This window comes from [Bacillus] enclensis (genome assembly GCF_001456935.1).
In the GTDB taxonomy this organism is placed as follows: domain Bacteria; phylum Bacillota; class Bacilli; order Bacillales; family Bacillaceae_B; genus Rossellomorea; species Rossellomorea enclensis.
Map to the genome: position 1 here is coordinate 1,411,741 of NZ_KQ758482.1, position 14,631 is coordinate 1,426,371.

At 44.9% G+C, this 14,631-nt stretch carries 11 protein-coding genes; 2 read left to right on the forward strand and 9 right to left on the reverse strand.

All coding sequences use genetic code 11. From position 1 onward, the window contains the following. Positions 1-117: 117 nt before the first annotated feature. Both AS034_RS07045 and sppA read right to left on the reverse strand, forming a co-directional pair. The gene (locus AS034_RS07045; RefSeq protein WP_058298105.1) at positions 118-612 is read right to left on the reverse strand and encodes an RDD family protein; all 495 of its coding nucleotides are present in this window, start codon (positions 610-612) and stop codon (positions 118-120) included. Positions 613-689: 77 nt separating this feature from the next. After that, entirely contained in the window at positions 690-1,700 is a 1,011-nt protein-coding gene (gene sppA / locus AS034_RS07050; RefSeq protein WP_058297961.1) for a signal peptide peptidase SppA, read from the reverse strand. Positions 1,701-1,852: 152 nt separating this feature from the next. Here sppA and AS034_RS07055 point away from each other — a divergent pair, with 152 nt between their 5' ends. Further along, complete coding sequence (locus tag AS034_RS07055; protein WP_032087341.1) at positions 1,853-2,653, forward strand: NAD kinase; 801 nt, start codon at positions 1,853-1,855, stop codon at positions 2,651-2,653. Positions 2,654-2,699: 46 nt separating this feature from the next. On the opposite strand, the gene rarD is transcribed toward AS034_RS07055, so the two are convergent. The 6 genes from rarD to AS034_RS07085 all read right to left on the reverse strand — a co-directional run bounded on the left by rarD (position 2,700) and on the right by AS034_RS07085 (position 11,036). Next, positions 2,700-3,617 carry an EamA family transporter RarD gene (gene rarD / locus AS034_RS07060; RefSeq protein WP_058297962.1) on the reverse strand — a complete coding sequence of 306 codons (918 nt, stop codon included), beginning with the start codon at positions 3,615-3,617 and terminating at the stop codon, positions 2,700-2,702. A 76-nt stretch (positions 3,618-3,693) separates the two neighbouring features. Continuing rightward, a complete protein-coding gene (locus tag AS034_RS07065; RefSeq protein WP_058297963.1) occupies positions 3,694-5,286 on the reverse strand; it encodes an amidohydrolase in 1,593 nt (530 codons plus the stop codon). A gap of 601 nt (positions 5,287-5,887) precedes the next feature. Continuing rightward, the gene (gene mbcS, locus AS034_RS07070) at positions 5,888-7,471 is read right to left on the reverse strand and encodes an acyl-CoA synthetase MbcS (protein ID WP_058297964.1); all 1,584 of its coding nucleotides are present in this window, start codon (positions 7,469-7,471) and stop codon (positions 5,888-5,890) included. Between the two features lie 912 nt (positions 7,472-8,383). Beyond that, positions 8,384-8,587 (reverse strand): alpha/beta-type small acid-soluble spore protein, encoded by a 204-nt coding sequence (locus AS034_RS07075; protein WP_032087337.1) that lies wholly within the window; start codon positions 8,585-8,587, stop codon positions 8,384-8,386. A gap of 89 nt (positions 8,588-8,676) precedes the next feature. Then, on the reverse strand, positions 8,677-9,888 hold the full coding sequence (gene thiI, locus AS034_RS07080) for a tRNA uracil 4-sulfurtransferase ThiI (RefSeq protein ID WP_058297965.1): 1,212 nt from the start codon (positions 9,886-9,888) through the stop codon (positions 8,677-8,679). After that, positions 9,885-11,036 (reverse strand): cysteine desulfurase family protein, encoded by a 1,152-nt coding sequence (locus AS034_RS07085; RefSeq protein WP_058297966.1) that lies wholly within the window; start codon positions 11,034-11,036, stop codon positions 9,885-9,887. The genes thiI and AS034_RS07085 overlap by 4 nt, the downstream gene beginning before the upstream one ends. A gap of 312 nt (positions 11,037-11,348) precedes the next feature. Here AS034_RS07085 and brnQ point away from each other — a divergent pair, with 312 nt between their 5' ends. Further along, on the forward strand, positions 11,349-12,686 hold the full coding sequence (gene brnQ / locus AS034_RS07090) for a branched-chain amino acid transport system II carrier protein (protein ID WP_058297967.1): 1,338 nt from the start codon (positions 11,349-11,351) through the stop codon (positions 12,684-12,686). A 130-nt stretch (positions 12,687-12,816) separates the two neighbouring features. Here brnQ and ezrA read toward each other — a convergent pair whose 3' ends face one another. Continuing rightward, positions 12,817-14,508 (reverse strand): septation ring formation regulator EzrA, encoded by a 1,692-nt coding sequence (ezrA, locus tag AS034_RS07095; RefSeq protein ID WP_058297968.1) that lies wholly within the window; start codon positions 14,506-14,508, stop codon positions 12,817-12,819. Positions 14,509-14,631: the final 123 nt, after the last annotated feature.

A 14,631-nucleotide genomic window follows, 5' to 3' on the forward strand; every position in this document is an offset into this window, starting at 1 on the left:
TTCAGTATGTACGTTGAAAGAAAAATTAAACGGTCTTCCCTTGATTTTTTTCGCCTGAGAAATGAGACGCTTTTGCGCAATAAAAAAACCGCCCTATGAATAGAGCGGAACATTCACCTATACAGCCGGTGAGAATTCAAGTTTCTTCTTCTCCTGTACAACCGTTGTATCGGCAAACAGATCATGTATTCCCTGTTTCTTAGTGGTGAACGCCACCACGATATAAAGAATAAAAATGGTCGACGAAATGAAGCGGCCGATCAATTCCCTGAAGATGACAGTCCCCCACGTCGGACGGCTTCCCTTCAAGTCGATCACCTTGATTCCAAGTACCATTTTCCCGATCGTCTGACTGAAGAACTTTGTCATAAGGACAAAATAGCCGTAAAAGACAATTGCAGAAAGAATGGAAATCGGCGCAAACATCGAACCTTCCACCAGTGAAACATCCAGGACTTTGAACACGGGTTTCACGATAAGCCGTGTGATGCTTCCGATGACGATGAGATCGATCAGATAAGCCCACACCCTCAGCCAGAAACCTGCGAGAAAATATCCCCTTGTCTCTTTATATGGCGGAGGCGTCTGAATAACAGAGTGCTGCGAAGTCATTTCGTCATGTTTCTCTACGGTTTCCTCCTCGTGTACACGAGGTGCATCTTGATTTTCACTCAATTCATTCACCTTCCTTACTCAGAATATAGATACATCAATCTCGGGGCATTCGGCTGTGACAGAAGCTTCATCAATGCGGTTGCTTCAAAGTCCTTGCCAATCATCTTCTTGGCGCTCATGCTGAATAATTCTGAGAAAGGATCGCCGCTTGTATATTCAAATACTTCTGCGCCTTTCAGATTATGATCTTTCTTCATCGCAGCGATGACATCTTCAATGTATCCGAACTCATCAATCAAGTTGGCATCTTTCGCCTGCTGGCCGTCGTAGATTCTTCCATCTGCAATCTTTTTCACCTGTGCTTCAGACATATCACGTCCGCTTGCGATGACATCCACAAATCCTTCATACGAGTTGTTGATCATTGTTTGAAGGATCTTTCTTTCTTCTTCTGTCATTTTCCTTGTCGGACTCATGATATCTTTATACGGACCGCTCTTGATCGTCACGAAATCAACACCATATTTCTCGGCAAGCTCGGAGTAATTGATGCTTTGCATGATCACTCCCAGTGAACCGGTCAATGTTTCCTTGCTTGCAAAGATTTTCGTTGCGGGTGCAGATATGTAATATCCTCCTGAAGCCGCCATGCTGCCCATCGAAACATAAACAGGTTTTTTCGATTTTTCTATGATCTCAACCAGCTTGGAATGGATTTGAGCGCTTTCAACCACTCCTCCGCCCGGTGAATTCACTTTAAGGATGATCCCTTTAACTGAATCATCTTCCTGAACGGCATCCAGCTTTTCCATGAATAGTTCATGATTATAGCCGGGGCTCTGGAACATGGACGCTGCATCTCCGGTATCCTGGATGACCCCATTCACCTCAAGCACCGCAATTCTCTTCTGCATGTTTCCATCCTCAATGATTTCTTCCCCAAAAGCCTGCTCGGTGCCGCCAAGCACCTCATCAAATGCCTTATTGAAATCCCCTGTCAATGCTGAAGTGGCGAAATTCACCACAACGGAGACAAAGAACAGACCTGCTGCAATCGCCAGGGCGATCCATCTTTTCGCATTCATAAGTATATTCCTCCCTTGTTTATCCTATCTTATGTAAGGATATGAATATCATTCTCATGGCAAATCATGATAGAATATTCACAAAGTTATTTTAGCAGACTTTTGATGGAATGGGAAAAATTATCCTACTAAATTTTGGGAGGTACATAGAAATGAACAATCGCAGGAATATTTATTTTTACGTATTAAAAGATAAAGCCATCCAGCCCAAGCTCGACAAACTATATGATTTGGCAAACCGCTATGATTTCAATATCGTACAGTCCCATAAAGAAGCAAACATCATCGTGAGTGTAGGCGGTGACGGTACATTCCTTCAGGCTGTCCGTAAAACAGGCTTCAGACAGGACTGCCTGTATGCAGGCATCTCGACAGGCGGTACGCTTAGCATGTACTGCGATTTCCATATCGATGATACATCCAAAATGATCGATGCGATGACGAAAGAGCAAATTGAAGTAAGAAAATACCCAACCATTGAAGTCACGGTCGACGAGCAGACTTCTTTTCATTGCCTGAATGAATTCAGCATCAGATCCGGGATCATCAAGACGTTCGTAATGGATGTCTTCATTGATGATATCCACTTTGAAACATTCAGGGGGGACGGCATGATCATCGCCACTCCGACGGGCAGTACAGCGTATAATAAATCCGTCAGCGGAGCGGTCGTCGATCCAATGATCCCTTGTCTTCAGGTCAGCGAAATGGCTTCTCTGAACAACAACCGGTACCGTACCCTTGGATCGTCCTTCATCCTCAGCGACAAACGCCGCTTGGAATTGAAAATCGTACAGGATGGAAATGACTACCCAGCGATGGGGATGGACAATGAAGCACTCAGCATCCAGCACGTTGAGAAAGTGGAAGCAAGATTAAGTGACAAAATCATTAAAACCGTAAAACTAAAGGACAACTCTTTCTGGGAGAAAGTAAAGCGTTCCTTCTTATAAACATAAAGTAAAAAAGCTCCGGCAAATGCCCGGAGCTTTTTCACTGTCATGCAGAAAGCTTCGCTTCCCTTCTTCTTTTCCTCGCAAATCGGATTCGGGAACCCGTAAATACGGCCAGCGCGATCCAAATGAACATGAACGAAATCAGATGGGTCATGGAGAAGGTTTCACCATAGACCATGACACCGAGGATCAAGGTGATCGTCGGCGCGATATATTGCAGGAACCCGACCATATAAAGCGGGATCTGCTGCGCGCCCTTTGAGAAGAAAAGCAGCGGAATCGCCGTGGCCGCCCCCGCCCCCATCAAGAGAAGATCCGTCCCCCATGAGACGGTGAATAACGATGGTGTCCCATCCGCGTACAAATACCCCATATAGATAAGTGAAAGCGGTGCAATCGTCATCGTCTCCAAGGTCAGACCGATCGCAGAATCCACTTTGATCATCTTCTTGGCAAGGCCGTAAAGACCAAATGAGAAGGCGAGACCCATCGCGATCCAAGGGAAATCTCCATACGAGAACGTCAGGATCAACACGCCTGCAGCTGCCAAGATAAATGAAACGATTTGCGCTTTTGACAAGCTTTCCTTTAAGATGAACACCCCTAACAGGACACTGACAAGAGGATTAATATAGTAACCCAGACTCGCTTCCACCATCTGATCCGTATTCACTGCCCAGATATAAATGAACCAGTTGGCACTGATCAAAAGAGAAGCAATCAGTAAAGCAAACAGCTGTTTTTTCTTGGTCAATGAAGTCTTTATGTAGGAAGTGAAAGCCTTCCATCTCTTCGTGAAAAATAAAAATAAAAGCATAAACCAGAACGACCAAAAGATCCGGTTTGCCAGGATTTCGTCAGCTGATACATGGTTTAACCATTTCCAGTAAATCGGGAGTATTCCCCATAGAAAATAGGAAAAAGCTGTGTATATCATACCTGTCTGTTCATTCTGTTTCATAAAAAACACCCCCAAAACTATTTCTGTTTCCGAAATAACTTCATTATATCGGGGAAACGTTTTGGGGGCAATCTTTTTATTCTTTTGCAAAGACGATTGTTTCGTCGATTATGGTCATGGAAACGATTTTTTCCAGCAATTCATCGGGATTAGACTCGAATGGATCTTTTTCAAGGACAGTGAAGTCTGCAGTAAAGCCTTCCTTGATCATCCCCCTGTCACTTTCATGGTGACAAGCATATGCGCTTCCTTTTGTGAAAAGAGAAATCGCTTCGTACATCGAGAGACGTTCTTCAGGAATATGAACGGTCTTTTCCGGATCCAAAGGATTTGTCCTTGTGACAGCGGCATGGATGCCCCATAAAGGATTGACGGGTTCGATCGGGGCGTCCGATCCGCCTGCACAGTGGACGCCTCTGTCAAGCAAGGTCTTCCAGGCATAATTGAATTTCATGTTTTCTTCACCGAGCCTGTCGATCACCCATGGAAAATCAGAAGCGACAAAACGCGGCTGGATATCCAATATAAGGGGGAGACCTTTGATTTTTTCAATCAGTTGCTCCCTGAGAATCTGCGCATGGATCAATCGGTCACGCCTCGATTTTTCAGATGGGTGTTCCGTGATCGCATCCACGACATTCTCGAATGCCTGATCACCGATCGTATGGACGGCAATCGGCAGCTCAAGGCTTCGTGCTTTTTCAACAAGTTGTAAAAGTTTTTCCTGAGAATGGATGCTGACACCTTTTGTATCCGGTTCGTCTGCATAAGGATAGCTGAGAAGGGCCGTCCTGCCTCCGAGGGCGCCATCGGCGAAGATCTTCATGGCTCCGAACTCGATGAATTCATTTCCTCCAAGGAAATGATGCCCTTCTTCATGCCAATCATCGATCACTGCATGATGGACCAGAAGATGCGCCCTGAATTTTTTATTTTTATGGTTGATTGTTTGTTTGAACGCATTGTACGTTTTGTTGAAATTTCCGTAATAGCTTAAATCTTCGGTATGTCCACCGACAAGGCCGTTTTCCCAGCAGCTTTCAATACCTTTTGACAGGGCTTCTTCCAGATAGTTTGATGAAATGGGGGGAAGGGCTGCTGTCATGAGATCCTGGGCTTTATCCTTTAATAGTCCGTTCAGGCTGCCATCATCATCTTTTTCAATCAATCCTCCCTCAGGGTCAGGGGTTTCCTCATCAATGTTTGCCTCTTTAAGCGCAAGGGAGTTGACCACCATGGCGTGGCGGCAGATCCTTTTTAACAGGACAGGATGGTTCGGTACAGCGTCATCCAGTTCTTTCTTTGTAATGACTTCCGCTCCGGCCCAAAGGTTTTCATTCCATCCTTCCCCGAAGATCCATTGTCCTGCGGGAAGCTTGCCTGCTTTTTCAGCTACGGCATCCAGTACCTCTTCTTTGCTCGTCATCTGTGACAAGTCAAGGCGCAGGAGGGTCTCCCCATGGCCGATCAAGTGCATATGGCTGTCCACGAATCCCGGGAACATGACGCCATTCTTTAAGTCGATTGTTTCTTCTATTGTATATTTGTTCCTTAATTGTTCTGCCTGGCCCAAGTCTTTAATGAACCCGTTTTCTGTATAGACGGCTTCGACCATGTGGTCTTCCGACTGCATTGTATAGATTTTTCCGTTTGTCCATAATGTACCCATCTTGGAAGCTTCCTTTCTGTTAAGGCTCCTGTTAAAATACCGCTGTTGATTTCCGTGCAATACTTCGCTTTCCTCGGGTGACCCGTGAGCCTCCTCGGCTTCGCCTGCGGGGTCTCACATTGGCCACTTCTCCCGCCGGAGTCTTCGTCTTGCACTCCAATCAACAGCTATATCCGGTTATACCAGAAATGCAGCGGAGCCTTCTACTAAAAAATTCTGTTTCAAATGTACCATATTATAGGAGGAATCGGGAAGTAGAAGGATTATAGAAAGTTTATTGAATGCCGGTTATGATTTCCGTGCAAGACTTCGATTTCCTCGGGGGGACAGGGAGCCCCCTCAGAGAAGGGAACTGTCCAACTGCAGGTCTTAGAAGCACATGTCATAAGCCAAACCGTCCAAGAAGGCAAAGAACGCCTTCGTGGCCGGTTCGTCTTATGCCACCCGCCTCTGAGCAAAGCCCTTCCGCTTTTCGGTTAGGAGTCTTTGTCTTGTACTTCAATCAACTTTGGAACCAACTAGTATAGTTATCGTCCTTCTACATTCACAAAAATACAGAGAACCTATTTGTATAGGCCCTCTGTATCTTCCTGACATTAATTTAGTTTTTAACCGAGGTCATTTCTTTTTGGCGCAGTTCGATTCTTCTGATTTTGCCTGATGTTGTTTTTGGCAGTTCTTTGACGAATTCGATTTTGCGCGGATATTTGTATGGAGCTGTCAGCTGTTTTACGTGTTCCTGCAGCTGTGGTACAAGCTCAGAGTCATTCTGGTCAACGCCCTCACGCAGTACGACGAAGGCTTTTACAATCAGGCCGCGTACTTCATCAGGGCTGCCGACTACAGCGCACTCCTGTACAAATGGATGCTTTACAAGTGCATCCTCTACTTCGAACGGTCCGATTGTGTAACCGGAGGAGATGATGATGTCGTCTCCCCTGCCTTCGAACCAGAAATAACCGTCTTCATCTTTCTTCGCTTTATCTCCGGTGATATAGTAGTCACCCCTGAACTGCATGGCCGTTCTTTCAGGATCTTTATAATAGTTCTTGAACAAGGCAGGTGTTTCAACGTGAACGGCGATATCTCCAACTTCCCCGATTTCACAAGGCTGTCCTTCTTCGTTTATGACCTCCACCCTGTTACCCGGTGTAGGCTTGCCCATGGATCCCGGTTTCAGTTCCATGCCCTTCATAATACCCACAAGGAGAGTATTTTCAGTTTGACCGTAACCGTCACGAACTTCGATGCCATGATGCTTCTTGAACGCAACGATGACTTCCCTATTCAACGGTTCACCTGCGGAAACAGCACTGTGAAGCGGTGAAAGATCATACGTTCCGAGATCATCGACTTTGGCCATCAGGCGGTATTCTGTCGGTGTACAGCAGAGAACGTTAACCCCATTGTCCTGAAGCAGCTGCAAATATTTATTCGGTTCGAATTTACCTTGATAAACAAGTCCAGTCGCTCCGGAACCAAGGACGGACATGAATGGACTCCAAATCCATTTTTGCCAGCCGGGGCCTGCCGTTGCCCAGACTGTATCCCCTTCTTCAATTCCAAGCCACCCTTTGGCGGCCGTTCTAAGGTGGGCGAATGCCCAGCCATGTGTATGTACGACCCCTTTAGGATTTCCTGTCGTTCCAGAAGTGTATGACAAGAAAGCCATATCATCCCTGGCCGTATCTGCAAACGGCAAGTCCCCTGATACGTCTTTCATTTCTTCCTCGACCGTGATCCAGCCTTCCTGCTTTTCGCCAATGACGAATTTTTGCAGCTTATCCATCCCGCGCACATTCTCAAATTGTCCGATGAATGGTGCATACGCGACGATTCCTTTTACATCCCCGTGTTCGATCCTATATTCAAGATCTTTCGTACGCAGCATTTCTGAACTTGGAATGACGACCATTCCGGATTTTAAAGCTGCCAGGTAAACTGCATAAGCTTCGATCAATCGCGGGACCATGACCAGGATGACATCCCCCTTTTCGAGGCCGGAATCCAAGAAAACGTTTCCAATTTTATTAGCGTCCTTGATCAGGTTACTGTATGTAATTTCTTTTTTTTCACCCGCTTCGTTCTGCCATTTGATCGCGAGCTTTTCTTCATTACTTGCAAACTTCTCTACTTCTTCAACCAAGTTGTACTTTTCAGGTGCAATTAATTCATGTCTGTCCATCCGAATTCCCCCTTGTTTGTACTTACACCTCTATTATACAAAATAATTTTAATTTTTTAAATTATTCATTTTTATAATTAAGAGAAGGCAAGCTGGGAATTAAACAGTATTTTCGATTAAGAATCTAGACCGTTCCTTTCCGCTGCAAACATAAGATTCCCCATGGAGGAAGTCGAGCCTCCTCAGCGTTCAAGAAAAGCGGAGGCGGCTCGTTCATTGGATACAATAAATAATTCATTTATCAAGTGCGGACATCCTAGCTGGCATAGAATCCAGCAGTATATTGTAGTAGAAGACGAAAACTCCTGCAGGAGAAGTGGCCAATGTGAGACTTGTCCAGCAACAGAGGACTTGCCAAGTTATCATCTTACCCGTAACATCGTGGGTTAATTTGGTAAACTGCTTTTAGAGAAATCCAAATATACTACTGGGACAGTAAAAAAGTTAATGACGAAGTTGGGCAGTTCAGAAAATCTACGGTTTGGTCTGGTATGAAACAGGACCCATCAGGATGTATTTGTGTAGGTCATATCCCTATTCAAAACCGATTCAAGCGATTGATTGGAGTGCAAAACGCAGACTCCTGCGGAAAAGCGAGTTAGGTGAGACCCCTCAGGAGCGCAGCGACGAGGAGGCTCACCACCGCCCGCGGAAAGCGAAGTTTTGCACGGAAATCAATAGCGGTGATGAATGGAGTTAATACGTTGAGAAGTCAAATAATAAGCTTCTTTTAGGGCTGCCTAAAACCAAATTCAGTATGGGTGCGTATCTTGACATTTGCCTTCATATCAGCATGCTCACTGCTCACCCGCGGAAAGCTAAGTCTTCCACGGAAATCAACTGCTGCGTTCAAAACCCGGACAAAATTAAAAGGAGCGGGTAAACCCCGCTCCTTGTAGCCATTGTATTTAATTATTTTTGGTATCCGCCACCGATTTGTTGTTCAGCCATTTGGACTAAACGCTTAGTGATTTCACCACCTACAGAACCGTTAGCGCGTGCAGTTGCATCAGCACCAAGTTGAACTCCGAATTCAGAAGCGATTTCGTATTTCATTTGGTCAAGAGCTTGTTGAGCTCCTGGAGCTACTAGTTGGTTAGAACTTCTGTTTGCCATGTGTTTTCACCTCCTCGTTGCTTGTTGAGTATAGATTGCGCGAAAACACATGGCTTCATGCAACGAAATTTGTTGGTAAATGTTCCTATTTAAAGGAGGTCATCAAAGCTTTCTTCGATGCTTGAATCCGCTCCTCCATGGATGGTGATCGTCTCTGTTTCTTTGACCGATTCAAGGATCAGCTGCTCGAAATCAACAAAGCTTTCGTAATACTGCACCTTTTCTTTTTTGGGTCTTGTTTTAGGTGCCGGCGGTGTGAAGATCGTACAGCAATCTTCATACGGCAGAATCGATATATCATGAGTATCGATTTTTTGTGCGATATCGATGATTTCAAGTTTATCCATGGCGACCAGCGGTCTCAGGATCGGGGTGTTCGTGACGTCATTGATCGCCTGCATGCTTTCAAGAGTCTGACTCGCCACCTGTCCGAGGCTTTCACCTGTTACCAATGCAAGACCTTCGTGCTGCTCGCGGATTTTATCTGCTATCTTAAGCATCATTCTTCTCGTTGAGGTCATAGTATAGTTTTCAGGTACCTGATCGTGGATCGTCTGCTGGATCTTCGTGAAAGGGACGATATGCAATTTAATGCTGCCTGAAAAAGCAGAGAGCTTCTTTGAAAGATCGATGACTTTCTGCTTAGCCCGTTCGCTTGTGAAAGGCGGGCTGTGAAAATGGACGGCTTCGATTTCCACGCCTCGCTTCATGGTCAAATATCCCGCAACCGGACTGTCAATCCCCCCTGACAGCATCAGCATAGCCTTTCCGCTGGCACCGACCGGCATTCCCGTTGAGCCGGGGTAAATCTCAGAAGAAAGGTAAACACCTTCTTTTCTGACTTCCACATTTAAATTTATATCAGGATTTTTGACATCCACGGTCAATCCTTCTGTATTCCTCAAAATGTATGAACCGACCTCATAATTAATTTCATTGGTTTCCAGTGGAAAATGTTTATCTGCACGGCGGGCCGATACCTTAAAAGTCTTGCCTGGTTCAAAGCTTTTATGCACCAATGCAGCTCCCGCTTTGCAGATTTCCTCTATATCCCGTTCAACTTTCACTACAGGACTGAATGATTGAATCCCGAAGATCTTTTGGAGGCGCGGGATGATCTCATCCCCATTTTCCTCACCCAGAAGGATATGCAGACGGTCACGGCTCGCAGACACGGATACACCCGGATAATCCTTTAAAGCCTGGATAATATTCTCCCTGAGTTTTGATGTGAACTTTTTACGGTTTCTTCCCTTGGTGGAAATTTCACCGTATCTGACTAAAATTCGATTATATTTCATCGCGATCTCCTCATTGTTTTCTCTAATTGTGCGGTTTCTTGTTTTAGAAGACTGATGAACCGCTCTGCTTCTTCCATTGTATTGTGATAAGACAAACTTACACGGATCGCCCGGTCTGCCAGTTTCTCCCCCACTCCCATCGACAGGAGGGTCTGACTCGGCTTGCTTTTCTTGGAAGAACACGCACTGGTAGTGGAGACGTATACCTCATGTTGATCGAGGGCGTGGATTACCACCTCACTCTTAAAACCTTCAATGGAAAAGTTAAGGATATGCGGTGCACTCCCTTCTTGCGGCGTATGGACAGTCACTCCGGGCATGGTTCCCAGTTGTTTCCGTAAATACCGTTGAATATCCTTCATTTTATTTAAGCTGTCACGGCTTTCTTCCTGATACAGCCTCATCGCCTTTGCAAAGGAAACGATGCCTCCCGTATTCTCTGTCCCGCTTCTTACGTTTCCTTCCTGCTCTCCTCCGGACAGAATGGCAGAAAGGATGACGCCATCTCTGACATACAGCATCCCCGTCCCCTTCAGACCGTGGATTTTATGTGCAGAAATACTGTATAAATCGATATGATGATCCTGTAAAGAGACAGGAATTTTCCCGAATGCCTGGACACCGTCAACATGAAAAAGAATCCTGGAATGCTTTTTCAATAAGGAACCAATTTCTCTGATTGGCTGCACGGATCCTACTTCATTATTCACATGCATGATGGAAACAAGGATCGTGTCCGGCCGGATCGCTTTTCCTACATCTTCAGGGTCGACCACACCGGATTCGTTGACATCTAGGTAAGTCACTGTGTATCCGAGTGATTCCAATTGCTTCATTGTATTGGATACAGAAGGATGTTCTATTTTTGTTGTGATAATATGTTTCCCTCTGTTCCTGTATTGGAGGGCAGCCCCTTTAATCCCCAGGTTATTGGACTCAGTTCCTCCCGATGTGAAAATCACTTCTTTCTCGTTGATATCCATGATGGAAGCAATCTGTTTCCTTGACTGAGCAATTAATTTTTCCACCCTGCCGCCAAAAGAATGAATGGAAGAAGGATTGGCAAAATAAACGCCATTCACCTTCATAAAAGTATCCAGTGCTTCCGAATAGGGCTTGGTGGTTGCTGCGTTATCAAAATAAATCATGATATACACCTTCTTTAGTTCTATCCAATCATTAATATTATCACAAATTCTTTTGAACCCAAATGAAATCCAACATAACCCGAAATTATTTTGACAATAATATTATTTAATAAAAACGTTGAAATTTTTATTATTTTATAAAAATAACCATTGATAACTTTGTCGAAATTTGCGACAATCATTTAGGTGATAAACCTGATTAATTATTCAAATATACTAAATTGCAAGACTATTTAGATTTTCGACATTTTTCTACACGGATGTGATAAGATAGTTTTGCTCATGATAACGTTTACAAACGGAGGGGTATATATGAACGAGAAAGCGCTGTCATTCAGCGGTGTATTAACTGTAGGTCTAATGCTTTTCGCTCTTTTCCTCGGAGCCGGAAATATGATTTTTCCCCCATTTCTCGGTCAGCAGGCCGGTGACCATGTGTGGACGGGAATCATCGGGTTTTTGATCACCGGGGTGGGGCTGCCTTTGATGGGAGTAATCGCCATCGCCAAATCTGGAGGCGACCTTCAAACACTGGCAAACCGGGTCCATCCGGTTTTCGGATTGATCTTCACCATTATCATGTACCTTGCAATCGGACCATTTTTCGGAATCCCGAGAACCGGTACAGTTGCATATGAAATCGGCATCATTCCTTTTTTACCTGAAGATGCAGCAAAATATGGGGTGTCCCTTCTTATTTATTCAGTCATCTTTTTTGCACTGACAGCCTGGCTTGCAATGAATCCTTCGAAGCTTGTTGACAGAATCGGTAAGGTTTTGACTCCTTCCCTGCTGATCATCCTTACTGTACTGGTTGTGAAAAGTATCGCAACCCCCATGGGAAGCTTTGGAGAGCCGAATCCTGCATACCAGGAGGGTCCTCTCTTCAAAGGTTTCATTGAAGGCTATCTGACGATGGATACAATTGCGGCCCTGGTATTTGGTATCGTTGTAATCAATGCCATTAAGGACCGCGGGATTACAAATAAATCATCACTGACAAGGATCACGATCATTGCAGGGCTCATCGCTGCGGCGGGACTTGCCCTTGTGTATCTGTCACTCAGCTATATCGGAGCAACGAGTACAGACTCAATCGGTGCCCAGGCCAACGGCGGTGCCATTCTCTCGGCGGCCGCAGATTACTTATTCGGCTCTTTGGGGGCTGTGATCCTGGGGCTTGCCATCACGTTTGCCTGTATCACCACGTCCGTCGGACTGGTATCGGCATGTGCACAATATTTTTCAAAGATCATACCTGTATCTTATGGAAAACTCGTCATTATCCTTTCTGCTTTCAGTATGTTGATTGCCAATATCGGGTTGACTCAGTTGATTGCCGTTTCATTGCCGGTGCTCATTACCATCTATCCTTTGGCAATCGTATTGATCGTCCTATCATTCATGCATAATTGGTTCAACGGCTACTCCATGGTTTATGTTTTCGCTTTGGTGGCAACCGGCCTGATCAGTTTGATAGACGGCCTGAAGACAGCAGGTGTGGATGTAAGTGCAGTGACCGATTCATTGAACTTCCTTCCTTTTTACGCTGAAGGGATCGGCTGGCTCTTACCCGCAGCAGCAGGAGCCGTCATCGGCTTTGTGATAGCCAATTTGGCCGGTGCATCCAAACGCATTATTGAAGCTTAACAGCAGCATTAAAGACCGTTGAGAAGGATGTTCTTCAACGGTTTTTTTATATTTCAGGCTTCACCCCATGCTCAATATAGACAGAACAAAAAAGCCAGTACTCCTTTAAAAGGGATACTGGCTTCCTTCATTACTCTTCGATATTGATCATCTTTTCGATTTTTTTCAACGCGCCCGGTTCCACTTTCTCAATCGTGGTGGCCGCTTCCTCAAGCGCCTTACGGTAGTCATATTGCCTGAATGCTTCTTCCGCTGCCTGAAGCCCTTCACGCACTGAGTTGTAGCGGCTTCTGTAGCGGTTACCGTATTGAATGATTTTTTCTGAAAGCAGGACGTTTTCTATAAGGTCCTGTGTTTTTGAATAGAAGTGATCGACAGTATCAGCTGCTTCTAACAGCGTTTCCTGGATGAATTTCATATTCAATGGTTTTTCTGTCAGGCTTGCGTTCACCTGCTCGATCTTGCGGTGAACTTCAGTAAGAAGCTCATCATAATCTGCAGGGAGGCCGGGCACATTGCTTTTCGCAATCATCCTGCTTGCCTCTGCGGTCTTTTTCTTGAGTTCCGCAATTTTTTCACGTGTCGTCAATTCATCTTTCCGCAGATTCTGAAGAAAGACACCGAATTCCGCCTGCTCCCCATTCAGGACTTCCAGACCACTTCTGATTTCCTTCAGTTCTTCACTCAACGATGTGTACGCAGTCTTATTGCTTTCCACTTTTTCAATAATCAATTCGTGGCGCTTTGATAATTGGATGATTTTCTTCTGTAATTCCTGAGGTGCCTTAAGATCGGATTCATGTAAATGATAACCCTGCTGCACAACATTCACTTCATACTGAATATCATCATTCTCTTCTTTCGCCTTAATGAGGCCTTCAGTCGTTTCGTCCTTATATTGAAGCACAAAGTGTCTCGCATGCACTTCTTTTTCCAGTGAATCATAAAGCATTTCTATTTTACTCTTGATTTCCTGCAGACCCTGCTCAACTTCTTCCACCTCAAGGGACTGAAGACGGCCTTTGAAACCGGCCAGCGTCTCATTCAGGTCTTTTACTTCTTTGTCGACTTCCACATGTTCGAGTACGTAGCCCTGTTCCTTCATTTCAGCATATCCTGCTTCCAGTTCGGATAACTGGGAAGGAAGGATATTCTCGCAGTCCGCTGTCAGCTTAGGGATACTTTCCATCTTGTAGGCGATCGACTTCATTTCCTGACCCAGGTTCAAGACGATTTCACGTGCATCCAGATAGTTGCCCTGATCTGTCAGTGATTTAAATTCTTCGATTTCTTTAGCAAGCTTATCAAGCACAGCTTCGATTTTCTTCGCGGCCTGTCCATATGTATGACGGTATGCAAACAGCTGCTTCTTGCTGCTGCGGTATTCTTCTTCTAATAATTCTATTTCTTCCCTGTTCTTTTCTTCACTGCCGACAAGTTCATTCAGCTCTTCCAGGATCTGGTCAATCTTGGCTTCTGTTTTAGTGAGGACTTCATCGATTTTTGCCAGCGTTTCCTTCGTCTTCTTGTAACGGAACTTATCTGTGTATTCTTCGGCGTCAAACAGAAGTTCTTCAATATCAGGAAGCTCGACAGCCACGATTTCGTCCCAACCCTGTCTCCAGCCTTCAAAAAGCTGTTCCGTCTGCCCCGTCATGTTCAGCTGTTTGACCTTAGACAGTTCTTCCGGAATCGGCCGGTTCATGATATCCACCTTCCAAGCTTCGTACCGGTCAATTTCCGCATAATATTTCTTTCTGGATAAGACTCCGATTAGGAATAAAATCAAGATTAGTATGATTCCAGCGATGACATATTGCATCTTAAGCCCCCTGTTCAACTATTCAGTAGACATCTATATCAATTTGAAAGTTTCATTAGTAAATTCTCATTGTTATAATGATACCATGAGAACGACATTTTTTGACTAATAAATTCTATTTTT